The 23,184-nt window shown below is 72.8% G+C and carries 22 protein-coding genes; 8 read left to right on the top strand and 14 right to left on the bottom strand.

Going from position 1 to position 23,184, the window contains the following annotated elements; all coding sequences use genetic code 11:
• The first annotated feature begins 33 nt into the window (after positions 1-33).
• A complete protein-coding gene (locus tag ABT001_RS04160) occupies positions 34-1,827 on the top strand; it encodes a bifunctional sugar phosphate isomerase/epimerase/4-hydroxyphenylpyruvate dioxygenase family protein (protein ID WP_351272065.1) in 1,794 nt (597 codons plus the stop codon).
• Here the strand turns inward: ABT001_RS04160 and ABT001_RS04155 are convergent, their stop codons facing one another.
• Genes ABT001_RS04155 through ABT001_RS04135 form a run of 5 tightly spaced genes read right to left on the bottom strand, consistent with a single transcriptional unit; the run spans position 1,828 to position 7,445 of the window.
• On the bottom strand, positions 1,828-2,649 hold the full coding sequence (locus tag ABT001_RS04155) for an ECF transporter S component (protein ID WP_351272062.1): 822 nt from the start codon (positions 2,647-2,649) through the stop codon (positions 1,828-1,830).
• Complete coding sequence (locus tag ABT001_RS04150; protein ID WP_351272059.1) at positions 2,646-4,361, bottom strand: ABC transporter ATP-binding protein; 1,716 nt, start codon at positions 4,359-4,361, stop codon at positions 2,646-2,648. Before ABT001_RS04150 ends, ABT001_RS04155 begins: the two co-directional genes overlap by 4 nt.
• Complete coding sequence (locus ABT001_RS04145; protein WP_351272056.1) at positions 4,358-5,506, bottom strand: energy-coupling factor transporter transmembrane component T family protein; 1,149 nt, start codon at positions 5,504-5,506, stop codon at positions 4,358-4,360. Before ABT001_RS04145 ends, ABT001_RS04150 begins: the two co-directional genes overlap by 4 nt.
• Positions 5,503-6,195, bottom strand: coding sequence for an SCO2322 family protein (locus tag ABT001_RS04140; RefSeq protein WP_351272053.1), 693 nt, complete (start codon positions 6,193-6,195; stop codon positions 5,503-5,505). The genes ABT001_RS04145 and ABT001_RS04140 overlap by 4 nt, the downstream gene beginning before the upstream one ends.
• Complete coding sequence (locus tag ABT001_RS04135) at positions 6,192-7,445, bottom strand: SCO2321 family membrane protein (RefSeq protein ID WP_351272050.1); 1,254 nt, start codon at positions 7,443-7,445, stop codon at positions 6,192-6,194. Before ABT001_RS04135 ends, ABT001_RS04140 begins: the two co-directional genes overlap by 4 nt.
• 271 nt (positions 7,446-7,716) lie before the next feature.
• Here ABT001_RS04135 and ABT001_RS04130 point away from each other — a divergent pair, with 271 nt between their 5' ends.
• Positions 7,717-8,235 (top strand): hypothetical protein, encoded by a 519-nt coding sequence (locus ABT001_RS04130; protein ID WP_351272047.1) that lies wholly within the window; start codon positions 7,717-7,719, stop codon positions 8,233-8,235.
• Here ABT001_RS04130 and ABT001_RS04125 read toward each other — a convergent pair.
• Positions 8,217-8,843: a TetR family transcriptional regulator gene (locus tag ABT001_RS04125; RefSeq protein WP_351272044.1), complete on the bottom strand. Its 627-nt coding sequence runs from the start codon at positions 8,841-8,843 to the stop codon at positions 8,217-8,219. The genes ABT001_RS04130 and ABT001_RS04125 overlap by 19 nt on opposite strands.
• 231 nt (positions 8,844-9,074) lie before the next feature.
• Between ABT001_RS04125 and ABT001_RS04120 the strand changes: the two genes are divergently transcribed.
• From ABT001_RS04120 to ABT001_RS04110, 3 genes are read left to right on the top strand one after another with little or no spacing between them, the layout of a single operon-like run.
• Positions 9,075-10,388: a glycosyltransferase family 4 protein gene (locus ABT001_RS04120; RefSeq protein WP_351272041.1), complete on the top strand. Its 1,314-nt coding sequence runs from the start codon at positions 9,075-9,077 to the stop codon at positions 10,386-10,388.
• A 58-nt stretch (positions 10,389-10,446) separates the two neighbouring features.
• Complete coding sequence (locus ABT001_RS04115) at positions 10,447-11,178, top strand: class I SAM-dependent methyltransferase (RefSeq protein WP_351272039.1); 732 nt, start codon at positions 10,447-10,449, stop codon at positions 11,176-11,178.
• Positions 11,175-12,248, top strand: coding sequence for a prenyltransferase (locus ABT001_RS04110; protein WP_351272036.1), 1,074 nt, complete (start codon positions 11,175-11,177; stop codon positions 12,246-12,248). The genes ABT001_RS04115 and ABT001_RS04110 overlap by 4 nt, the downstream gene beginning before the upstream one ends.
• Before the next feature lie 10 nt (positions 12,249-12,258).
• On the opposite strand, the gene ABT001_RS04105 is transcribed toward ABT001_RS04110, so the two are convergent.
• Positions 12,259-12,552: a hypothetical protein gene (locus ABT001_RS04105; protein WP_351272033.1), complete on the bottom strand. Its 294-nt coding sequence runs from the start codon at positions 12,550-12,552 to the stop codon at positions 12,259-12,261.
• Between the two features lie 138 nt (positions 12,553-12,690).
• Between ABT001_RS04105 and ABT001_RS04100 the strand changes: the two genes are divergently transcribed.
• Complete coding sequence (locus ABT001_RS04100) at positions 12,691-13,245, top strand: hypothetical protein (RefSeq protein ID WP_351272030.1); 555 nt, start codon at positions 12,691-12,693, stop codon at positions 13,243-13,245.
• A gap of 126 nt (positions 13,246-13,371) precedes the next feature.
• Here the strand turns inward: ABT001_RS04100 and ABT001_RS04095 are convergent, their stop codons facing one another.
• The 6 genes from ABT001_RS04095 to ABT001_RS04070 all read right to left on the bottom strand — a co-directional run bounded on the left by ABT001_RS04095 (position 13,372) and on the right by ABT001_RS04070 (position 19,746).
• Complete coding sequence (locus ABT001_RS04095) at positions 13,372-14,157, bottom strand: DUF5336 domain-containing protein (protein ID WP_351272027.1); 786 nt, start codon at positions 14,155-14,157, stop codon at positions 13,372-13,374.
• A gap of 196 nt (positions 14,158-14,353) precedes the next feature.
• On the bottom strand, positions 14,354-15,286 hold the full coding sequence (locus ABT001_RS04090) for an N-acetylmuramoyl-L-alanine amidase (protein ID WP_351272024.1): 933 nt from the start codon (positions 15,284-15,286) through the stop codon (positions 14,354-14,356).
• A 22-nt stretch (positions 15,287-15,308) separates the two neighbouring features.
• Positions 15,309-15,965: a class I SAM-dependent methyltransferase gene (locus ABT001_RS04085; RefSeq protein ID WP_351272021.1), complete on the bottom strand. Its 657-nt coding sequence runs from the start codon at positions 15,963-15,965 to the stop codon at positions 15,309-15,311.
• A gap of 132 nt (positions 15,966-16,097) precedes the next feature.
• Positions 16,098-17,405 (bottom strand): M20/M25/M40 family metallo-hydrolase, encoded by a 1,308-nt coding sequence (locus ABT001_RS04080; protein WP_351272018.1) that lies wholly within the window; start codon positions 17,403-17,405, stop codon positions 16,098-16,100.
• The gene (locus ABT001_RS04075; protein ID WP_351272015.1) at positions 17,402-18,793 is read right to left on the bottom strand and encodes a cytosine permease; all 1,392 of its coding nucleotides are present in this window, start codon (positions 18,791-18,793) and stop codon (positions 17,402-17,404) included. The genes ABT001_RS04080 and ABT001_RS04075 overlap by 4 nt, the downstream gene beginning before the upstream one ends.
• On the bottom strand, positions 18,793-19,746 hold the full coding sequence (locus tag ABT001_RS04070; protein WP_351272012.1) for a DUF1177 domain-containing protein: 954 nt from the start codon (positions 19,744-19,746) through the stop codon (positions 18,793-18,795). The genes ABT001_RS04075 and ABT001_RS04070 overlap by 1 nt, the downstream gene beginning before the upstream one ends.
• Positions 19,747-19,894: 148 nt before the next feature.
• Between ABT001_RS04070 and ABT001_RS04065 the strand changes: the two genes are divergently transcribed.
• Both ABT001_RS04065 and pepE read left to right on the top strand, forming a co-directional pair.
• Positions 19,895-20,722, top strand: coding sequence for an IclR family transcriptional regulator (locus tag ABT001_RS04065; protein WP_351272009.1), 828 nt, complete (start codon positions 19,895-19,897; stop codon positions 20,720-20,722).
• 46 nt (positions 20,723-20,768) lie between these two features.
• Positions 20,769-21,497 (top strand): dipeptidase PepE, encoded by a 729-nt coding sequence (gene pepE, locus ABT001_RS04060; RefSeq protein WP_351272006.1) that lies wholly within the window; start codon positions 20,769-20,771, stop codon positions 21,495-21,497.
• On the opposite strand, the gene ABT001_RS04055 is transcribed toward pepE, so the two are convergent.
• Complete coding sequence (locus ABT001_RS04055; protein WP_351272003.1) at positions 21,463-22,998, bottom strand: MFS transporter; 1,536 nt, start codon at positions 22,996-22,998, stop codon at positions 21,463-21,465. The genes pepE and ABT001_RS04055 overlap by 35 nt on opposite strands.
• Positions 22,999-23,184 lie beyond the last annotated feature (186 nt).

The following is a 23,184-nucleotide window of genomic DNA, read 5'->3' as shown; positions in this document are numbered from 1 at the left end:
CGCAGCCGTACCGAAGCCCGCAGGAGGACCGACATGCGTACGTCCATCGCCACCGTCTCGCTCAGCGGAACGCTCACCGAGAAACTGACCGCGGCGGCGCGCGCGGGCTTCGACGGCGTCGAGATCTTCGAGAACGACCTGATCGGAAGCCCGCTCGGCCCGGAGGAGATCAGGGACCGGACGGCCGACCTCGGTCTGACGATCGACCTCTTCCAGCCGATGCGTGACATCGAGGCCGTGCCGGCCGACGAGTTCGCCCGCAACCTGCGGCGCGCGGAGCACAAGTTCCGCCTGATGCGGCGGCTCGGCGCCGACACCGTCCTGGTCTGCTCCAGCGTGTCGCCGTACGCCGTCGACGACGACGCCCTCGCCGCCGAGCAGCTGCGCCGACTCGCGGACCTCGCGCAGGAGCACGGCATCCGGGTCGCCTACGAGGCGCTGGCGTGGGGCCGCCACGTCAGCACGTACGAGCACGCCTGGCGCGTCGTCGAGGCCGCGGACCACCCCGCGCTCGGGATCTGTCTGGACAGCTTCCACATCCTGGCCAGGGGCTCCGACATCACGGGGATCGAGGCGGTCCCCGGCGACAAGATCTTCTTCCTGCAACTCGCCGACGCCCCGCAGATGGCCCTGGACGTGCTGCAGTGGAGCCGTCACCACCGCTGCTTCCCCGGCCAGGGCGACCTCGACGTCACCGGGCTGGTGCGGGCCGCCGTACGCGCCGGATACGCAGGGCCCCTCTCGCTGGAGGTGTTCAACGACGTCTTCCGCCAGGCGGACGCCGGCCGCACCGCGGTCGACGCCCGGCGTTCGCTGACCCTGCTCCAGGAGGCGGCGGGGCTGACCACGCCCCCGGCGCCGGTCGTTCCCACCGGGTTCTCCTTCGTCGAGATCGCCACGGCCGACCCGGCCAGGATCGCGCCCCTGCTGACGGCGCTGGGCTTCTCCCGTACGGCCAGGCACTCCGGGAAGCCCGTGGACCTCTGGGAACAGGGCGAGGCCCGCATCCTGCTCAACACCGACACCCGCGGCCACGGGACCGAACCCGTGCTCACCGCGGTGGGCCTGGAGAGCCCCGACCCGGCGGGTGCCTCCGCGCGGGCCGAAGCGCTGCTCGCGCCCGTCCTCCCCCGGCGCCGCGCCCCGGGTGACGCCCCGCTGGACGCGGTGGCCGCGCCCGACGGCACCGCGTTCTTCTTCTGCGTCACCGAGCGCGCCGGGGACACCGGGTGGACCGGTGACTTCGCGCCCGCCCCGCACACCCCCGACCCCTTCGGGATCACCCGTATCGACCATGTCGCGCTGACCCAGCCCTGGCACCAATTCGACGAGGCGACCCTCTTCCACCGCGGTGTGCTCGGTCTGCGTCCGCACGCGAGCGTCGACCTCGCCGACCCTTACGGCCTGCTCCGCAGCCGCGCCGCCAGCAACGAGGACGGCACCGTGCGCATCGCCCTGGGTGTGGGGGCGTCGCCCGCCCAGGACCCGGCCCGCGGCGGGCGCCCCCAGCACGTGGCCCTGGCCACCGACGACCTCGTCACCACCGTCCGCCGCGCCCGCGCGGCCGGCGCCCGGCTGCTGCCCGTCCCCGCCAACTACTACGACGACCTGGCCGCGCGCCACACGTTCGCCCCGGGCGAGCTGGAGACCTACCGCGAACTCGGCATCCTCCACGACCGCGACGAGAAAGGGGAGTTCCGGCACTGCTACACGGTGACGGCCGGCCGCGTCTTCTTCGAACTCGTCGAGCGCGACGGCGGATACGACGGATACGGCGCCCGGAACGCCCACGTCAGGCTCGCCGCGCAGCACGCGCCGGCCGGCTGATCAGCCCCCGGGGGCCTCGAAGGCCGCCCGCGCGTCGAACGCGGCGCGGCGGGTGGCCCGGCGCAGGGCCCGCAGCAGTGTGGGGCCGACGGTCACCGTCAGCACCACGGTGAGGACGGCGCGGCCCAGGTCCCAGCCGAGCGAGGTGGCGGTGCAGTAGGCGAGGAAACGGGCCAGGTTCTCGTGCAGCGGGTCGCCCGCGACGAAGGAGATCCCGGAGCCGAGCCCCGCCACGAGTGTCCAGCCCTGCAGGTTCATCATCGTGCCGTACGCGAACGCCGCCACGCATCCGTACGCCGCGAGCATCAGCACCTCGCCCCGGCCGCGCAGCCGCTCCGGACCGGGCAGCAGGCCCGCGCCCATCGCGAACCAGCTCATCGACAGCATCTGGAAGGGCATCCACGGCCCCACCCCTCCGGTGAGCAGGGCGGACGCGAACAACGTCACCGAGCCGAGCACGAAGGCGAAGCCGGGCCCCAGGACCCGGCCGCTCAACACCATCAGGAAGAACATGGGTTCCAGGCCCGCCGTCCCCGCGCCCAGGGGGCGCAGCGCGGCGCCCACCGCCGCGAGGACACCGAGCATCGCGACCGACTTCGCGTCCAGCCCTCCGTCCGCGACCGTCGCGAGGACCACACCGACGAGCAGGACGAGCAGCGCGGCGAAGAGCCACGGCGCGCCCTCGGAGTGGGCGGCGACACCGGAGCCGCCGTCCGCGAGCAGCGGCCAGCCGAAGGCCATCACCCCGACCGCGCTGACCAGGACGAGCGCGGCGGCGGCACGGGGCCCGAGCCGTACCGGGCGGACGGGTGCCGCCGTCATGCGAGACCCTCCAGCGCCGTCCGCACCTGCGACACCGTCAGCCACTCACGCGGCGCGAGGATCTTCGACGTCTGCGGGGCGAACGCGGGGGAGGAGACCACGACCTGCCGGGTCGGCCCGTCGGCGACGGCCTCGCCGTCGGCGAGGATGACCACCCGGTCGGCCAGCTCCGCCGTCAGCTCCACGTCGTGCGTGGCCAGGACGATGGAGTGCCCCTCCGAGGCCAGTCTCCGCAGTACACCGACGAGCCGGGCCTTCGCCGCGTAGTCCAGGCCGCGCGTCGGCTCGTCCAGGAGGAGGAGCGGGGGCCGGGCGGTCAGCACCACGGCGAGGGCGAGGGCGAGCCGCTGTCCCTCGGACAGGTCACGGGGGTGGGTGTCGTCCGGCACACCGGGCAGCAGCTCGGAGACCAGGGCCCGGCAACTGCCCGTGGGCGCGCCCGCGTCGGAGTCCGCCGCCGCGCACTCGGCGGCGACGGTGTCCGCGTAGAGCAGGTCGCGGGGCTCCTGCGGTACGAGTCCGACCCGGCGCGCCATGGTGCGCGGCGCCGTACGGGACGGGGGCAGCCCGCCGACGAGGACCGTACCGGTGGTCGGTCCTGTCATCCCGGCCAGCGTCGCCAGCAGGGTCGACTTGCCCGCGCCGTTGCGGCCCATCAACGCCACCGTCTCGCCGGGTGCGACGGACAGCGTCACCCCGCGCAGCGCCTGGACCCGCCCGTGCCGCACCCCGAGCCCCTCGACCCGGGTGACGGCGTCCAGGACCGGGGGCGCGGCCGGGGCCGCGTCGGGACGACGGCCGAACAGCCGGCCCAGGAGGCCGGGGCGGGCGGGGGCCTCGGCGGGCAGCGGGTCGACGGCGGGACCCGTCGGGGCAGCCCGCTCCGGCGGTTCCACACCGGCCAGCCGTTCCCGCAGGCCGCCCGCCCGGCGACGGGCGTCGCGCACCGACAGGGGCAGCGGATCCCAGCCCACCAGCCGGCCCAGGGCCACCACCGGCGGCCGGACGGGCGAGACCGCCATGACGTCGGCGGGCGCGCCCAGCACCGGGGCGGCGCCGGGCGCGGGCAGCAGGAGGACCTGGTCGGCGTACTGCACCACACGTTCCAGCCGGTGTTCGGCCATCAGTACCGTCGTACCGAGGTCGTCCACCAGCCGCTGGAGGACCGCCAGGACGTCCTCGGCCGCCGCCGGGTCCAGGGCGGACGTCGGCTCGTCCAGGACCAGCACCCTGGGATGGGGGGTGAGGACCGAGCCGATCGCGACGCGCTGCCGCTGTCCACCGGAGAGCGTGGCGATCGGCCGGTCACGCAGCTCGGCGAGGCCCAGCAGGTCCAGCGTCTCCTCGACCCGGCGCCGCATCACGTCCGGGGCGAGGCCCAGCGACTCCATGCCGTACGCCAGCTCGTCCTCGACGGTGTCCGTCACGAAGTGGGCGAGCGGGTCCTGGCCCACGGTGCCGACCAGGTCGGCGAGCTCGCGCGGCTTGTGGGTGCGGGTGTCACGGCCGTCCACCGTGACCCGGCCGGTGAGCACGCCGCCGGTGAAGTGCGGCACGAGGCCGGACACCGCGCTCAGCAGGGTCGACTTGCCGACCCCGGACGGGCCGACGACCAGCACCAGCTCGCCCTCCGGGATCGTGAGGTCGACCCCGGACAGAGTGGGGCGCTCGGCGCCCTCGTACCGCACCGAGACCTGCTCGAACCGGATCATGCGACGTGCTCCTTGGAGTCCGAGGGGGAAGCGGGCAGCGGCGCCACCACGGCGGGCATCAGCCCGACCAGCACGGCGGCGGCCGGCCACAGCGGCAGTACGGGGGCGGTCAGCGGTACGACGCCGGGGTGCAGGGCCTCCGGGCCGGCGGCGCCCGCCCAGATCATCGCGGCCGCGACGGCCGCGCCCGAGGTGGCGACGAGCCAGGCCCGTACGCCCCAGCGGTCCGGCCGGTAGCGGGTACGGACCGAGCGGCGCCCGCCGAGCCCGAGCCCGGCCATCGCCACGGCCAGCCCGGCCAGCAGCAGGGGCAGCCCGTGCACCGCGCCCTGCGCGGACAGCAGCCCGTACGTCCCCGCGCACACGCCCAGCAGCCCGCCCAGGGTGAGCACATGAGTGGTGCGGCGGACTGCGGTCGGAACCTGCGCGGTACGCCCGTACCCCCGTGCGTCCATCGACGCCGCGACGGCCACCGAGCGCTCCAGCGCGCCCTCCAGCACGGGCAGCCCGATCTGGAGCACCGCCCGGACCCCGCCGGTCGGCCGGCCGCGCAGCCTGCGGGCCGTCCGCAGCCGCGCCACGTCCGCGACCATGTTCGGCGCGAACGTCATCGCGACGACGACGGCGACTCCCACCTCGTACAGGGCGCCCGGCAGGGACTTCAGCAGCCGGGCCGGACTGGCCAGCGAGTTCGCCGCGCCGACGCAGATCAGGAGGGTGGCCAGCTTCGCGCCCTCGTACAGCGCGAAGACCAGCTGCTCGGCCGTGACCCGGCCGCCGATCCTGATCCCCTGCGCCCAGTCGGGCATCGGCACCCCGGGCAGCGTGAACAGGGTGTGGGCACCGGGGACGGAGGAGCCGAGGACGACGGAGAACACCAGCCGCACGGCGACGACGAACAGCCCGATCCTGACGAACGCCCCGTACGAACGGGCCCACGGCGCGTCCGTACGGCGCGCCGCGACCACGTAGCCGGCCACTCCCACCAGCAGCCCGAGGAGCAGCGGGTTGGTCGTACGGGAGGCGGCGGCCGCGAGTCCGAGCGCCCACAGCCACCAGGCCCCGGCCGGCAGGGCGTTGGCGCGGGTGGCTTCGGGGGCGCGCAGGGCAGGGTGGAGCCGGGCCGTACCGGACGAGCGGGTCATCGGCGGCGGCGGGCCCGCAGCACCGCCGCGACACCCAGGACGAGCACCGCGCCCACGCCGGTGAGGACACCGGCCGACGGGCCGCCGCCGTCGCCGTTCCCGTCGGGGGCGCCGGCGGTCGGCGCCGTCGCCGGACCGCCGGTCTCCGCGGCGTCGGGGTCGGCGGCACCGGAGTCCGCGCCGGTCTCTTCACCGCAGCCCGAGCGCGGGTAGCCCGTGATCGCGCAGAGCATCGCGGAGCTGTCGTACCGCAGCGGCTTCGCCACCGCGGCGAGGGCGTCCGCCGCGCTCGCGTCCGGCGCGACCCGGGCGCAGGCGGTGCGCAGCGGGGGCGGCTTCTCGCCGTCCGGCGCGTCCGCCGCCGTGCCGGGGTCGATGACCAGCGCGATCCGCTTGCGCCCGTCCTCCGCGGGGGTGCCCGCGCAGACGGCCCCGAAGTCCGGTGCGCGGCGCGGCTGCGCCGAGTCCTGGGAGTCGTCGCTCACGGAGAAGCGGAAACCCTGCACCGCGCCGTCGTCCGGCCGTACGACGGAAGGCCCCTGGGTGGCGTAGGTCCAGCCCTTACCGCCGTCACCCTCCCAGAACGACCAGTAGCGGTAGCCGGCCGCCTGCGCGCTCCCCGCGCCCAACACCACCAGGGCGGCGCCGACGAGGAGGAGCAGCGCCACGCGGACCGGCGGGCGCCTCACGGCTGCTGGTTCTTCCGGCGCCCGCTGAGCAGGAAGCCGACGCCCGCGCCGAAGGCGAGACCGATGCCGATGATCCACCAGAGGCCGAGCCCCTCGTCGTCGCTGCTCGTGTCCGCGGGTTTCCCGGGCGCCGTCGCGGTGGGCGAGGGCACGGCGGTGGCGGCGGGCGCCGGGCCCGTCGCGTTGAGCTGCCTGACGAGGTCGGTACCGCCGAAGTCACGGGCGTCGGTGCCCGTCGCGTGGGCGGCGAGCACCAGCTGGGCGGTGGCGGCGGGGCCGCCCTCCTTCGCCCAGCCCAGCGCGTGCTTCTCCAGATACGCGACCGCGTCGGCGGCCTTGTCCTTGTGGCCGGACGCCGCGAGTGCCACGACCGCGTCCGCCGTGTTCCCGAAGTCCGGCTGCGGGTCGGACTCCTCGGCGCCCGGCATCGGCGGCAGGTCCAGATGACCCGACCCGCCGAGGGCCTTCGCCAGGTAGGAGGCGCCGTTCTGCGCGGACTGCTCCGGGGTGAGGCCGGCGCCCTCGTGGCAGACGGGGGCCTTCGCCGCGTTGTAGTTCCCCGCGGCCATGCCCTTGCCCATCGCGCCGATGACCGCGGCCGCCGTGGCGTCCGCGTTGGCGGCGAGCTTGCCGTCCTTGTCCGGCTGGTAGGCGAACGCCCCGCCGTCCTCGCCCCCGCAGGGCAGCGCGAAGGTCTGCAGCGCCGTGTACGGGGTCCTGCCGTCGGCCGTGGTGACCTCGGCGAGCGGCACGCCCGCCCGCGCCAGTGCCCCGGTCACGACACCGGTGGAGTTGGCGTCGCTCGGGCTGCCCGGGTTGTAGCCCCAGCCGCCGTCCTCGTTCTGTACGGACTTCAGCCAGCTGACCCCGTTGTCCACGACCTCGCGGTGCACCGCCAGTTCGACCATGGCCTGGACGGCGGCCGCCGTGGCGTTGGTGTCCGCGATCGTCTCGGCGTCGCAGGGCCTGGACGCGTCGCGGTACGAGGCGAAGGCCCCGCTGTCGCACTGCTGGCCGACGAGCCAGTCCACCGACCGCGTGGCGGGCGTGACCAGCTCGATCTTCTGGGCGAGGAAGGCCAGCGACTGGCGCCACACACCGTCGTACGTCGGGTCCTTGCTTCCGTACAGCCCCTCGGGAAGGTCCGGCGTGGAAGGGGACGGACTCGGCGCGGCGGCCGCCACCGGGGCGGCCGTCCCACAGAGCGCGGCGGTGAGCGCGAGCACTGCCGCGCGGCGGCGTACGGACATGGCGGGCTGGGCCTCTCGAATGGGGTCTTCCCCTGCTCGAGCTGAGCGCGTAGGGGTCGGGTCGGCGCCGGATTCGCACCGGCTTCCGCCTGTACGGGCAGGATGACGACCCCGCCCACTCTACCGGGGCACCCGGGACCCCCTCCGGGCGGACAGCCGCACGCTCCGGGGCACGGGCCTTCCCAGCAGGTCAGGGCCCGTGCGAAACTCCGGCGGGGGCCACACGGGCGCGTGCCCGTGGGAACGTGACGACCGGAGCGGGAAGCATTCAGTGCGCGGAACCAGAAGGGGCACGGCGGCTGCCGCCGTCGCCGTGGCGGCCGGATTCATGACGGTGACGACGGGCTGCGGCCTCATGGGGGAGCACGCGAGCGCCCCCGCACCCTCACCGGACCCGACACCGCCGTTCACCGCACGGACGGTCGCCGAGGAGATAGCCGGCTTCGCCCGGGCCGGAGGGCTCCCACCCGGTGACACCTCCACCGCCGGACTGCCGAAGGGCGACTGGCGGCAGTGCGTCGCGCCCTGGACGGCCGAGGCGCCGGAGGCGGACGCCGACGGCGTCTTCGAGGCGACGGTGCTGCGGCTGAGGCAGCACGACTGGGAGATCGTCTCCAGCCATGCCGAACACCAGGTCACCTACCGCACCCTCGCCAAGCGCGGCTGGAAGCTGTACGCCCGGCACGCCGCCGGGGGCTCCGGGGCGGGGCGGACGGTGTCCCTCACCGCGGTCGAGGACGGCTGCCGGCTGCCCGCGCGGATCAAGCGCGACTACGAGGACCAGGCCTGATCCTGACCCCGCTCCTCCGGCAGGTCGATCAGCCCGCACACCGTCTCGATGTCGCCCTTCACCTGAGCGATCGACTCCCGGCCCGACAGCCAGGTGATCAGCGCCGAGTGCCAGGTGTGCTCGATGACGCGGACCACGGACAACTGTTCCGGCGTGGGTTCGTCGACCCCCATCGCGTCCAGGACGATCGTCGTCGTCAGCCGGGACACGGCGTCCACCTCGGGGCTCACCCCCCGGTCGGCGAAGGTCAGCGCCCGCACCATGGCGTCCGCCAGGTGCGGATCGCGCTGGAGCGCCAGGAAGGCCAGCATCAGCGTGTCGGCGACCCGCCGGGCGGCGTCCTCGCCCGAGGGCGGCTGCCGGCGGAGCGTGTCGTGCAGACGCTGGAGCTGGTCCTGCATCACCGCGACCAGCAGATGGATCTTGGACGGGAAGTAGCGGTACAGGGTGCCCAGGGCGACCCCGGCGGCATCCGCCACCTCACGCATCTGCACCGCCTCGAAGCCGCCCCGCCCGGCGAGCTGGGCACCGGCCCGCAGAATGCCGCGGCGGCGGGCTTCCTGGCGTTCCGTCAGGGGAGGCGTCGCCGGCCTGGATACCGCTGTCATGTGTCCCCATCCACAAAGGGAGAACCGGTTCCCCGTCCGGCCGGGCCCCGGTTCGCGAGCGCGCACAGCATGCCAGGGGGTCCGCCGTGGCGCGAATCACCTGATCCGGCCCTCACGCCGACGCTACCTGCCGGTAGATTCGGTGCGGTTGAACGAACGAGTCTGAAACTTGTTCTAGATTAGCGCGACCGGTTACGCTCCGGCGAAAACGCAGTGAGAAGGGGGCCGAGTGTGACCGCTGAGGCCATAGAGTCGGGCCCCTTCGCGGGCGGCGGCGCGGGCGGCGCCGACAGCGACCGTCCGTTGCGCATCGCGCTCCTGACCTACAAGGGCAATCCCTTCTGCGGCGGCCAGGGCGTCTACGTCCGCCACCTCGGCCGGGAGCTGGCCCGGCTCGGCCACAGCGTCGAGGTGATCGGCGCCCAGCCCTACCCCGTACTCGACGAGGGCGTCCCGCTCACCGAGCTGCCGAGCCTCGACCTCTACCGCCAGCCCGACCCGTTCCGCACCCCGGGGCGTGGTGAGTACCGCGACTGGATCGACCTCGCCGAGGTCGCCACCATGTGGACCGGCGGCTTCCCGGAGCCGCTCACCTTCAGCCTTCGGGCGCGGCGTCACCTCCTCGCCAGGCGTGGTGACTTCGACGTCGTGCACGACAACCAGACGCTCGGCTACGGCCTGCTCGGGGAACTCGGCGCACCCCTCGTCACCACGATCCACCACCCCATCACGGTCGACCGCCGACTGGACCTGGACGCCGCCGAGTCGGCGCGCCGGCGACTCTCCGTACGCCGCTGGTACGGCTTCACCCGCATGCAGAAGCGCGTCGCCCGCCGACTGCCCTCCGTCCTCACCGTCTCGGGATCGTCGCAGCAGGAGATCGTCGAGCACCTCGGAGTGCGCCGGGACCGCATCAGCGTCGTGCACATCGGGGCCGACACCGACCTCTGGTCGCCCGACCCCTCGGTCGCCGAGGTCCCCGGCCGGATCGTGACCACCTCCAGCGCCGACGTCCCGCTCAAGGGCCTGGTCCACCTCGTGGAGGCCCTCGCCAAGCTCCGCGCCGAGAACCCGGCCGCGCACCTCGTCGTGGTGGGCAAGCGAGCCGAGCGCGGCCCCGTCGCCCAGACCATCGAGCGCTTCGGACTCCAGGACGCCGTGGAGTTCGTCAAGGGCATCAGCGACGCCGAACTCGTCGACCTGGTCCGCAGCGCACAGGTCTCCTGCGTCCCCTCGCTGTACGAGGGCTTCTCGCTCCCCGCCGCCGAGGCCATGGCCACCGGAACCCCGCTGGTGGCGACCACCGGCGGCGCCATCCCCGAGGTAGCGGGGCCCGACGGCGAGACGTGCCTCGCCGTGCCGCCCGGAGACGCGGGGGCCCTGGCCGCGGCGCTCGGCCGGCTGCTCGGCGACCGTGAACTGCGCGCCCGCCTCGGCGAGGCCGGCCGCGCCCGGGTGCTGGGCAGATTCACCTGGGCCAGGGCCGCCCTCGGTACCGTCGAGCTGTACCGTCAGTCGATCTCCGCCCGCGCGGCGCGCGGGTGAGCGCCCCCGCTCCACCGGCTCCCGGAACCCGTACCTCCGACCTCGAAGGCAGGCCCCCGTGCTGACCGTCGACTTCACCCGCTTCCCGCTCGCCGCAGGCGACCGGGTGCTCGATCTGGGCTGCGGCGCCGGCCGGCACGCCTTCGAGTGCTACCGGCGCGGCGCCCAGGTGGTGGCCCTGGACCAGAACGCCGAGGAGATCCGCGAGGTCGCCAAGTGGTTCGCCGCGATGAAGGAGGCCGGTGAGGCGCCCGCGGGCGCGACCGCCACCGCGATGGAGGGCGACGCGCTGAACCTGCCGTTCCCCGACGCGTCCTTCGACGTCGTGATCATCTCCGAGGTCATGGAGCACATCCCCGACGACAAGGGCGTCCTCGCCGAGATGGTCCGCGTCCTGAAGCCCGGCGGCCGGATCGCGATCACCGTGCCCCGCTACGGCCCGGAGAAGGTTTGCTGGACGCTCTCCGACGCGTACCACGAGGTCGAGGGCGGCCACATCCGGATCTACAAGGCCGACGAACTCCTCCGCAAGATCCGGGAAGCCGGACTCAAGCCGTACGGCACCCACCACGCGCACGCCCTGCACAGCCCGTACTGGTGGCTGAAGTGCGCGTTCGGCGTGGACAACGAGAAGGCGCTCCCGGTGCGGGCCTACCACAAGCTGCTGGTCTGGGACATCATGAAGAAGCCCCTGGCCACCCGGGTCACCGAGCAGCTGCTCAACCCGGTCGTCGGCAAGAGTTTCGTGGCGTACGCGACCAAGCCGCACCTGCCCAAGGCCGAGGCGTGAGCACGCCGGAGCGGACCGAACACCTCGTCCTGCCGGGCGTCCTCACCGCGGAACAGGCCGCCGAGACCGTGGCCGCGCTGCTCGCCGTGCAGCGCGAGGACGGCGCGCTGCCCTGGTTCCGCGGCCACCACCTCGACCCGTGGGACCACACCGAGGCCGCCATGGCACTGGACGCGGCCGGGGAGCACGGGGCCGCCGCCCGCGCCTACGCCTGGCTGGCCCGCCACCAGAACGACGACGGCTCCTGGTACGCCGCGTACCACGACGGCGACCCCGAGCGGCCGACCGACCTGAGCCGCGAGACCAACTTCTGCGCCTACGTGGCCGTCGGCGTCTGGCACCACTACCTCGCCACCGGCGACGACACCTTCGCCGACCGGATGTGGCCGACGGTCTACGCGGCCGTCGAATTCGTCCTGCGGCTCCAGCAGCCCGGCGGCCAGATCGGCTGGAAGCGCGAAGCCGACGGCACTCCCGTCACCGACGCCCTGCTGACCGGCTCCTCCTCCGTCCACCAGGCGCTGCGCTGCGCCCTGGCGCTGGCGGAACAGCGCGAGGAACCGCAGCCCGACTGGGAGTTGGCGGCCGGGGCGCTCGGCCACGCGATCCGTCGCCATCCCGAGCGCTTCCTGGACAAGAGCCGTTACTCGATGGACTGGTACTACCCGGTGCTCGGCGGAGCGGTCACCGGGCCCGACGCGACGCGGCGGATCGAGGCCGGCTGGGACGACTTCGTCGTGCCCGGTCTCGGCGTGCGCTGCGTCCTGCCCAACCCCTGGGTGACGGGCGGCGAGAGCTGCGAACTGGCCCTGGCGCTCTGGGTGACCGGGGAGTCGGACCGCGCCCTGGAGATCCTGCAGTCCATCCAGCACCTGCGGGCCGAGGGCGGCCTCTACTGGACGGGTTACGTCTTCGAGGGGGAGCCGGCCATGTGGCCGGAGGAACTCACCACCTGGACCGCCGGATCGCTGCTGCTCGCGGTGGCCGCGCTCGGCGGGGACGAGGCGACCACCGCGGTCTTCGGCGGCGAACGGCTGCCGGCCGGTCTGGAGCCGGACTGCTGCCGGTGACAGGCGTCCGTCAGAGACGGCGGACCCGGCCCGCGAGGGCGTGCCCGATCAACAGGTAGACGGCGGCGGCCAGACCGTACCCGGTGACGACGCGTGCCCACGCCTCGTCGAAGGTGAACAGGTCGTGCGACCAGCCGGCGAGCCAGCGTGCCGAGTCCTGGACCCACTGGACCAGGCCGTTGCCCGGGTTGGCGTCGAGCAGGTACATCACGATCCACAGAATGATGATGAAGGCCATGATGTCCGCGACGACGGCGATGACGCGTGCGGCGGTACTGCTTCCTGTGCCTGTTCTGGGAGACATGCTCTCCGGGTTACCGCTTTACCGAGAGTGAAACCCGTACGGCGTGCGCCGGGTGGCGGCCCGCTCGCGCACGGGCGAGCCTGGCGACGAGTGCCGACTCACGTCACTCACCGTGAACCCCGGCCAGGGAGGCCCGCCGTGCCCCGTCCCGTACCGTTCCGCCGGCTCCTCGTCGCACTGCTGCTGTCCTGCACCGTGCTGGCGGGGACCACCGCCTGCGGCGGTGACGACGGCACACAGACCGCCAGCAGCTCGGCGAGCCCGAGCCCCACGACGTCGGCGCAGAAGCAGAAGTGGGCCAAGGCGCGTTTCGTCGCCAACGCGGGCCTGGCCGCAGGGGCGACGTACCAGTGGATCGTGAAGCCCTACCGGGCCGGAAAGTTCAAGAAGGGCGCGGACGGGCGGACCTTCGCGATGGTCAAGGCGGGCGCCGCGGGTGCCTTCGCGTACAACCGGCTCAAGGCCGCGGCGAACAACGCCAAGGGCGACCCGCTCCTGTCCAAGGCCGTCGCGCCGCTGACCGCCGGGATCGACTCGCTCAAGGGCCTGGCCACCAAGATGGGCAAGGGAGACGCGGGAGCCGGCGACTTCGGGGCCTTCGAGGGGGTCATCAACAACATCAAGGACGCCGGGAAGAGCGCGGGCGCCGAGGTGAAGAACAAGGTCCCGTCCACCTCCGAACTGGGCGGATAATCGTTCGAGGTGGCTGTGGCGCGCCGCGTGGGGTGCGCGGAGCGGATGTCTTTCGGCCCAGTCCCCACCACGGATACGACAGCGGCCCCCGCCCGGACGGGCGGGGGCCGCTCGGGCGTGACGGGCTCAGCCGCGCTGGATGCCCGTGGTGTCCTGGAGGACGCCGCGGCGGCCGTCCTGCGTCTGGGCGATGAGCCCGGGACCACGCTGCTCGACCGCGAGGTACCACGTACCGGGCGCGAGTTCGGCGATCGGGTTGGGGGCGCCGTCCTCGCCGTACAGCGGGCGGGCCACCGGCACCGCGAACCAGAAGGGCGTGAAGTCGGCGGCCGGTGCCGGTGCCGGAGTGCCACCGCCCTGCGAGGCATGCGGCTGTGCCGCCTGCTGGTGCTCCGGCCCGCCGCCGTACGGCTGGCGCTGACCGGGCTGGGCGCCGAAGGGCTGCTGGGCGGCACCGGGGTAGCCGTAACCCTGGCTGGGCTGCTGCCCGTAGGCCGGCTGCGCGACGGCCGGTCGCGGAGCGCTCAGGAGCGGGGCCTTCAGCGCGGGAACCAGCGGTGCGGCGACGGCGCCGCCGGCCAGCACGAGAGTGGCCAGCAGTCCGAGGATCAGTCCGGCCCCCGCGTCACCGACGTCGATGATCGTCCAGAACATGGTCCACAGGGAGTACACGGTGAACGCGGCGCCGAACTGGCCGAGTTCGAAGCCGGCCACCTTGCGGCCCGGCATCGCACGGCTGACGATCAGCAGAGCGGCTCCGATGATGCCGGCCAGATAGATGCTCATCAGGAGGGAAAGCGAGTCCCAGGCGTTCGCGTCGAGGCTGGAGAGGTCGAGGAAAGAGGCGATGAACAGCACGACCGCTGCTCCGATCACCACGCCGTCGCCTCGAGTGAGGGAGCGGATATTCACGTGAAGGTCCTTAGTCGGTCGTATCGTCGGGGCGGTCGTCGATGCCGCCTGAACGGCGGGTACGGCGCGAAGCTCGGGGGCGGCTCCCCATCGTACGGATGAATCTATCGTCTGCCCGGGCGGGTTGTGGTGCTGCCCGGACCTCGACCGGCGGTGCCCCGTACGTCGTTCCTGTCGCCACCCGGCTGCGCGGGAACTACTTCTTCAGATAGCTGCCGATGCCCTCGGCGATGCCGAGCGCCGCCTTCTGGCGCCATTCTGCGTCGGTGAGCAGGGCGGCATCTTCCGGATCACGCATATTGCCGCATTCGATGAACACTTTGGGCACGGTCGACAGATTCAGTCCGCCGAGATCACCACGGGTGTCCAGCGCGGTGTTGCCGCCGATGTAATTGGACGGGGCGCTACCGGTGACCCGTGCGAAATTCCCCGCGATCCGCACGCCGAGTTCACGCGAAGGGGCAACGATCCTCGCGGTGTCCGCGGCGCCACCGTCCACCGCTGCGGGGAGAATGACATGGAATCCGCGGTTCCCGGCCGCGGAACCGTCCGCGTGGACCGAGACCACCGCGTCGGCACGCTCCTTGTTGCCGATCCGTGCCCGCTCGTCGACGCACGGGCCGAAGGCACGGTCGCCGTCCTGGGTGAGGACGACCTTCGCGCCCTGTTCCTCCAGCAGCGTGCGCAGCCGGCGGGAGACGTCGAGGGTGAACCGGGCCTCCGCGTAACCCGCGTCGGTCGCCGTGCCCGTGGTGTCGCACTCCTTGTGCCCGGTGCCGATGTCCACCTGCTTGTTGATCTCCCGCGTGTGATCGCGGTTGCCCGGGTTGTGTCCGGGGTCGATCACCACGGTGCGGCCCGTGAGCGGGCCCCGGGGCAGGGGTGCCGTCGAGGTGGCCCCGGTGGACGGGCTCCCGGCGGAGGCCGACGGCTGCCGGGCCGAGGGCGTGGGGGAGTGCGCGGGGGACGCCGGCCGGGACACGGTCTCCGGTCCGGCGCCGGGTTCCGGTCCGCCGTCACCCGCGCACCCGGCGGCGGTCAGGCAGACGCCGGCCAGGGCGACTGCGACGGACACGGGCCTGCGGCGGCCCGTGCGCGGTGTGGGGGGAGGCAGTTCGTGGTGGCGCACGTCGCGATGCTATCCGGGGCCCTCAGATCCCCGGCCCCGTACGCCGCAACACGCGCAACGAGTCCGTCGCCGAGATCTCGGTGAACGCACCTGAGGCCAGGGCGCGTTGATGGATGCGGTACGGTGCCTGGCCGCCGTCCGCCGGGTCCGGGAACACATCGTGGATGACCAGCAGGCCGCCGTCGGCGACCTTCGGGGCCCAGCCCTCGTAGTCGCCGTTCGCGTGCTCGTCGGTGTGCCCGCCGTCGACGAAGACCAGACCGAGCGCTCCGCCCCAGACGGCGGCGACCTGCGGGGACCGCCCGACGAGCGCCACCACGTGCTCCTCCAGTCCCGCCCGGTGCAGGGTGCGCCGGAAGGCCGGCAGCGTGTCCATCAGGCCGATCTCCGGGTCCACCACCGACGGGTCGTGGTACTCCCACCCCGGCTGCTGCTCCTCGCTGCCCCGGTGGTGGTCGACGGTGAGTGCCGTCACCCCGGCGGCCCGGGCGGCGTCCGCCAGCAGGATCGCGGAACGCCCGCAGTACGTGCCGACCTCGAGGAGCGGCAGCCCCAGTGCGGCGGCCTCGACGGCGGCGGCGTACAGGGCGAGCCCTTCGTGGACCGGCATGAAGCCCTTGGCGGCCTCGAAGGCCGCGAGGACCTCCGGCTCCGGACGGGCGGCGGACTCGGCTGCCACGGGGTTCCTCCTGGTGGGGCGGTGGATCGGACGGCGTCCCATCGTGCCGTACGCCCCCGCGATACGGATCGGCGGGGGCGTACGGGTGGGGTGGGCCCGGGTCGGGGCCCCTGGCAGGGCTGCCGGGTCAGGTCAGCAGCTCTGCCAGAGCCGGGTCATGACCCGGACGCCGAAGCGCAGGCCCTCCAGCGGGACGCGTTCGTCCACGCCGTGGAAGAGCCGGCCGTAGTCCAGGTCGTGCGGGAGCTTCAGCCCCTTGAAGCCGAAGCAGCGGATGCCCAGGTGGGTGAACGCCTTGGCGTCGGTGCCGCCGGGGTTGCAGTAGGGGACGGGGTGGCCGTCCGGGTCCTCCGCGCGGACCGCGTCGCACATCGCCTCGACCAGCGGGCCGTCGAACGTCGTCTCCATCGCGATGTCGTGGTTGACCCACTCGCGGCTGACGGAGGGCAGCAGCAGCCGGTCGATCGTGTCGATCAGTTCCTGCTCGTGGCCCGGCAGGAAGCGCCCGTCGACCCGGGCGGTGGCCTTTCCGGGGATCACGTTGGTCTGGTAACCCGCCGTGAACATCGTGGGGTTGGCGGAATTGCGCAGCACCACCTGCATGAAGTCCGCCACCGGCCCCAGCCGGGACAGGGTGCCCTCGATGTCGTCCTCGTCGAACTCCACACCGTAGAGGCGCGCCGCCTCCTCCAGCAGGGCGCGGACCGGTTCGATCAGCCGGATCGGGAAGGTCTCCCGGCCGATCCGGGTGAGGGACTCGGCGAGGTCGGTGACGGCGTTCTCGTCGTTGGGGGAGGAGCCGTGGCCGGCCCGGCCGGTGGCGGTGAGCTCCATCCACGCCATGCCGCGCTGGGCGTTCTCGATCGGGTACAGCCGCCGCGTGTCGTCGATGGCGAAGGAGAAACCACCGCCCTCCCCGATCGCCTCGGTGACCCCGGAGAAGAGCTCGGGGCGGTGCTCGACCAGCCAGTGCGCGCCGAACTTCCCGCCCGCCTCCTCGTCGGCGAGGAAGGCGAGGACCAGGTCCCGGGCCGGCCGGGTGCCGGTCCGGGCGAAGTGCCGGGCGGTGGCCAGCATCACCGCGACGGTGTCCTTCATGTCGATCGCGCCGCGCCCCCACAGGTAGCCGTCGCGGATCTCGCCGGAGAACGGCGGCACCTGCCACTCGGAGGCGTCGGCGGGTACGACGTCGAGGTGGCCGTGCACCAGCAGGGCACCCCGGGACGGGTCGGCGCCCGCGATGCGCGCGATGACGTTGGCCCGGCCGGGGGCGGACTCGACCAACACGGAGTCGATGCCGGTCTCGGCGAGACGGGCCACCACCCAGTCCGCCGCGGCGCGCTCGTCGCTGGTGGGGTTGGAGGTGTCGAAGCGGATCAGTTCGGCGCAGAGACCGACGACCTCTTCCTGGGCCTGCTCGGACGCGGGGACGATGCTCATGCTGCTCCTGCCGGGGTGGTGACGTGGGCGGCGGCTGCGGGGGCCTGCGCGTCGTCGTCCAGGGTGGAGGTGCCGTACGGCCTGATCCAGCCCAGCAGGCCGAGCACGCAGTACAGGAGGAAGGCGGTGGCGAGCGAGTTCAGGGCGGGGATGCCGCCGTCGTAGAACTTGCCGACGCAGAACGCGGCGAGCCAGATGGCCAGGGACATCGGCACCCAGGTGGGTGAGGTGCGCGGGAGCGTCTCGGACTCCCGCGTCTCGTCCAGGGGCCGCCGCATCCGCTTCACGACCCAGTACTCCGCGACGATGATGCCGCCGATGGGCGGGATCATCACGCCGAGCAGGGAGAGGAACTCCGTGAAGTGGGTCATGATGCCGACCGCGGAGAGGAGCGTGCCGGCGGCTCCGAGGGCGACGGTGACGACGCCGCGGTGCAGCCGCTTGCCGAAGACGACCTGGAAGAAGTTGACGACGCCGAGCGAGGAGCCGTACAGGTTCCAGTCGTTGATCTTGGCGGTGGACATCAGGACCACGATCACGCCGAAGGCGCCCGAGGTGGAGAGCACGATGTGCGAGACCTCGCTGGACTTCACCAGGTGGCCGAGGAGCACGCCGACCATGCCGACGATGTACTCGGAGAGGATCATCGAGGAGGCGCTCTGCACGAAGACGTGCGAGCTCTTCCTGTTGTAGCGGGTCATCTCGGGCGAGACGATGGCGCCGGTCATGTAGCCGCCGGCGATCGCGGTGGCGGCCACCGCCAGCGGGATCGTCTCACCGGGCGGCGGTGAGCTGATCAGTTCGCTGATCGAGTGGTCGTTCAGTGTGGTGATCACCGACCAGGCGACCATGCCGAAGAAGAGCGGGGTGACGATCTTCGCGAAGAGGGCCATGTAGCGGAAGCCGAAGATCACCAGGCCGGTGATGGCGATGCCCGCGACCACGCACCACATCCAGGACGGGCCGCCGACGAGCGCCGAGACGCTGTCGCCGAAGATCGTGTTCTGGACGCCGAACCAGCCGACCAGGCTGACCGCGATGACGAAGCTGACCAGTGCTGAACCGTTTCTGCCGAAGCCCACCCAGCGGGTCAGCATCGGAGTCGCCAGGCCCTCGCGCATCCCCGCCATGCCGATCGCGAAGATCACGATCTCCAGGATCACCGCGCCGAGCGTGAAGGCGAGGAACGCGTCCCCGAAGGTCATCCCCACGCCGATGGTGGCGCCGAGCGTGAACTGGGAGATCGACCCGGACTGGGCCAGCCATTGCAGCAGCATCGACCAGAAACCGAAGCGCTTGTCGCGCGGCACCCGGGAGAGCGAGTAGTCGTCGCTGCCGATGGCCTTGGTCTCGGGGGCCGTGGCGACGGCCCGGTTGTCGGATGCCATCAGGACTCCTGGGTGGTGCGGCCGAAGGTCTGCAGGTGAGCGAGAGACCCGTAGCGGTTGACGAGGTTGTCGAACTCCACCGCGTCGTGGAAGTCCAGGGTTCCGGCGCCGAAGGCCTTGGCGACCTCCACGGCGTACCGGGCGGCGGACGCGATGTCCGTCTCGTGACTCGCGCCCGTCTGACAGCCAGGCACCGCGGCGGCCGAGGTGACCGCGAGACCGACGACCGGAGCGGCGGTCGCGGTGGAGGGCTGCAGGATCGAATTGATGTGATGTGCACCGTTACCGTACGGGGTGATGTCCTGCGTGGTCACGGGATACGTGACCAACGGCTCACCGGTCACCACGGCGAGCAGATCGCCGAGCTGCTCGGAGACCCGGAGCACCCAGCCCTCCTTGACGGTGGGCGAGAGGGCCAGGCCCTTGTGGTTGATGATCCGGTTGCCCTTGGTGGTGTCGATGGAGAGCACGGCCTCCATCTCCCCGGTCACCTCGTGCCGGTTCATCGTGGCGATGTCCACCGGGGACCCCATGAACGGCACCGGGTCGTGCGGCTCGGTCGGTGCGTTCGGGCAGATGTGCGTGGCGATGATCACATCGCCGGGGAGTACGTCGCCCCGGCGCCGCATGTCCAGCAGCTTGGCGGCCGTGGCGAGCGCCGAGGCCGCGCCGTCGGCGTCGGACACGAGTCCGGTCACCTCGGGGCGGGCGCCGACGCCGCCGAGCCGGCCGACCACGCCGAGGGTCCGTGCGCTGCCGCCCGAGGTGCGCCCCCGGGAGCCCGGGATGCGGACGAGCACGAAGTCCGTCGCCCCCCGGTCGCCGGTGACGGTCGTGACCTCGGCGGACGAGCCCGCGGGCCCGGCGACGGAGTCGAGGTATCCGACGACGGAGGTGCCGTCGACCTGCGGGTCGTCCAGCAGCTCGACGATGTCCATCACGTACTTGAGCATGGGGGGCCTTTCTCCGGTGCGGGACACCCGCCCGGCGCTCCTGCGGGGGAGCGCGGGGCGGGGTGCTGGAGCAACATTCGGGATCCGCTACCGTGGAACGCAATGATTTCCCGTTATCTGCAATTCAGGTCTGAATGGTGAGATGCTGATGGCCGACTCCGATCCGGACCGCCGGACCCCCGCCGGGGCGCTGCAAACCGTCGACCGGGCGCTCCTGGTCCTGCTCGCCTTCGAGCGGACCAGGCCCGACTGGGGTGTCACCGAGGTCGCCGAGGAGTTCGGCTGGGACACCTCGGTCGCCCAGCGCCTGCTGGCCACGCTCGCGGGCCGGGGGTTCCTTGTCTCCGACCCGGTCACCCGCCGCTACCGCATCGGCCCCGCCGTGCTGCGACTCGGCCGGCTCTGGGAGCGCTCGGGATCACTGGAGCTGCTGGCCGCACCGGTGCTGGAGGAGCTCCGCCGGACCACCGGCGACACCGTCCTGTTCTGCCTGCCGGACAGCTTCCACATGCGGTGCGTGGCGGCCGAGGAAGGCGAGGCCGGGCCGCTGCGCTACTACCCGCTGGTCGGCGAGCTCTACCCGGCGCACGCCGGGGCCACCAGCAAGTCGTTCTACGCCTATCTGCCGGACGACCAGCGCCACCGACTCTTCCGGGGCCGCCCCATGGCGCGCTTCACGGACCGGACCGTCACCGACCCGGACCTGCTGGAGCAGGAGTTCATGAAGGTCCGGGCCCAGGGATACGCGTGGACCGTCGGCGAGTACGACACCGGCATCGCCACCGTCGCCGTACCGGTGTTCCTGAGGCGTGAGCCCTACGGCAGCCTCAGCCTCGGCGGAGGCGAGGACCGCTTCGGGGGATCGCCCGAGGACCGGCTCGACGCGCTGCGCCACGCGGCCCACCTGCTGGAGCAGCGTCTCACCCACCCGCCCCAGCGGCCGAAGTCCCGCGCGGGCCGCCCTCGTACCGCCTGATCCCCGTCCGACCGCCCACCCCGCCCCTACGCACGAGGAGCCCCCCGTGAATCTGCTGCTGCTCTCCAACTCCACCCAGTACGGCTGCGGTTACCTGGAACACGCCCTGGACACCGTCACCGCGTTCCTCCCGGCGAACGCGCGGCTGGCCTTCGTGCCGTACGCGCTGGCCGCCCATGACGCGTACACCGAACGTGTCCGCGCCGCGCTGGAACCGTCCGGCATCCTCGTGCGCGGAGTCCACGAGGGCGCCGACCCCGTCGCCGAACTCGCCGCCTCGGACGCCGTGTTCATCGGCGGTGGCAACTCCTTCCGGCTCCTCGACGCGCTCTACCGCACCGGCCTGCGCGACGCGGTGCGGGACGCCGCACGGAACGGGCTGCCCTACATGGGGGCCAGCGCCGGCACCAACATGGCCGCGCCGACCCTCCGGACCTCCAACGACATGCCCATCGTGCAGCCGCCGTCCTTCGACGCGCTGGGCCTGGTCCCGTTCCAGATCAACCCGCACTATCTGGACCCGGACCCGGCCAGCACCCACAAGGGCGAGACCCGTGAGGAGCGGCTCACCGAATTCCTGGAGGAGAACGACGTCCCCGTGCTCGGGCTGCGCGAGGGGTCCTGGCTCCGCGTCCAGGACGGCACGGCAGAGGTCCGGGGAGCCGGGGCCGCCCGGCTGTTCACGCGCGGAGCCCGGCCGCAGGAGCTCGCCGCCGGAACCGACGTGTCCGGTCTGCTGGCTACGGAGCCGAGGTTCGACTCCCCGGCGCACTGACCGCCACCGCCGCCGGGGCGGACCCCGCCGCGGCGAGCGCGTCACCTGCGCTGCTCGCCAGCAGCACCGGGCGCTCCTTCCGCTGTGCCGGGAGGAACGAGGCCAGCACGAGGCCGATCAGCACCGCCCCGGTGGCGATCATGAACGAGGTGCGGAAGCCCTCCATGGTGGGGACGTCCACCGACCCCATCCGTACCGAGGTGTTGGCCAGCACCATGCCGATCACCGCACTCGACAGCGAGGTGCCGATCGAACGCATCAGCGTGTTCAGGCCGTTGGCGGCGCCGGTCTCGGACGCGTCGACCGCCCCGATGATCAGGGCGGGCAGCGAGGAGTACGCGAGCCCGATGCCCGCCCCGAGCACCACCGCGATCACCACGGTCTGCCAGGCGGCGCTCATCAGGCCGAGCCCCGCGCCGTACCCGACGGCGATGACGAGCATGCCCAGGATCAGCGTGGTCTTGGGGCCGCGACGGGCGGAGAGCCGGGCGTACAACGGGGCGACGAACATCATGGTCAGGCCCAGCGGTGCCACGCAGAGCCCGGCCACCACCATGGACTGCCCCAGTCCGTAACCCGTCGACGCGGGCAGCTGGAGCAGCTGCGGCAGGACCAGCGAGACGGCGTAGAAGGCCACCCCGACCATGATCGAGACCAGGTTGGTGAGCAGCACCTCACGACGGGCGCTGGTCCGCAGATCGACCAGCGGCGCGGGGGAACGCAGCTCGAACAGGCCCCACAGCACCAGGATCAGCAGCGACGCGCCGATCAGGCCGAGCGTCATGGGAGAGGTCCAGCCCCAGTCGCCGCCCTTGGTCACGGGCAGCAGCAGGCAGACCAGGCCGAGGGCGAGCCCCAGCGCGCCGATGTGGTCGAAGCGTCCCGGCGCGCGCAGCGGGGGCTCCGGCACGACGAGGGCCGTCAGGGTCATGGCCAGCACGCCCAGCGCGGCCGAACCGAGGAAGAGCGCGTGCCAGTCGGCGTGCTGGGCGACGACCGCGGCGGCGGGCAGCGCGAGTCCGCCGCCGACCCCTATGGACGAGCTCATCAGCGCCATCGCCGAGCCGAGCTTCTCGGCCGGCAGCACATCGCGCATGATGCCGATCCCCAGCGGGATGGCTCCCATGGCGAAGCCCTGGAGCGCCCTGCCGACGATCATGACGACGAGGTCACCGGTGGACGCACAGATCAGCGAGCCGACGACCATCACGGCGAGGCTGGCCAGCAGCATCCGCCGCTTCCCGTAGAGATCGCCCAGCCGCCCCATGATCGGCGTGGCGACGGCCCCGGCCAGCAGGGTGGCCGTCATCACCCAGGTCGCGTTCGCCGGGTCGGTGGAGAGCAGGGACGGCAGGTCCTTGATGACGGGAACGAGCAGGGTCTGCATCACCGCGACGGTGATCCCCGCGAACGCGAGCACGGGGACGACGCCGCCCCTGCCCTTGCGCGAGCCGGGGGGCGCCGGGTGAGCGCCCTGCTGTTCGTTCGTCGTCCGTTGCATACGTGGAGCCTCCGGGGCAGGCAGTGGTGCGGGGAACCGCGTGGGGCGGAGTGTGCGGGGGCACGCCGACAGGCAGCGCCGACCGCCAAGTGTGTGCATGGTGAACGCTTCCGTACGCCCGCGATATTCCGGTGAACGCGGCGCAAAAATAAGGCAGTCGGCGAAAGGTCCTACGCCGGAGGGTGG

The sequence above is a fragment of the Streptomyces sp. NPDC002793 genome (assembly GCF_040295485.1).
Taxonomy (GTDB): domain Bacteria; phylum Actinomycetota; class Actinomycetes; order Streptomycetales; family Streptomycetaceae; genus Streptomyces.
Note: the sequence above shows the minus strand (reverse complement) of the source record. Positions and strands in the feature narration are given on the sequence as shown.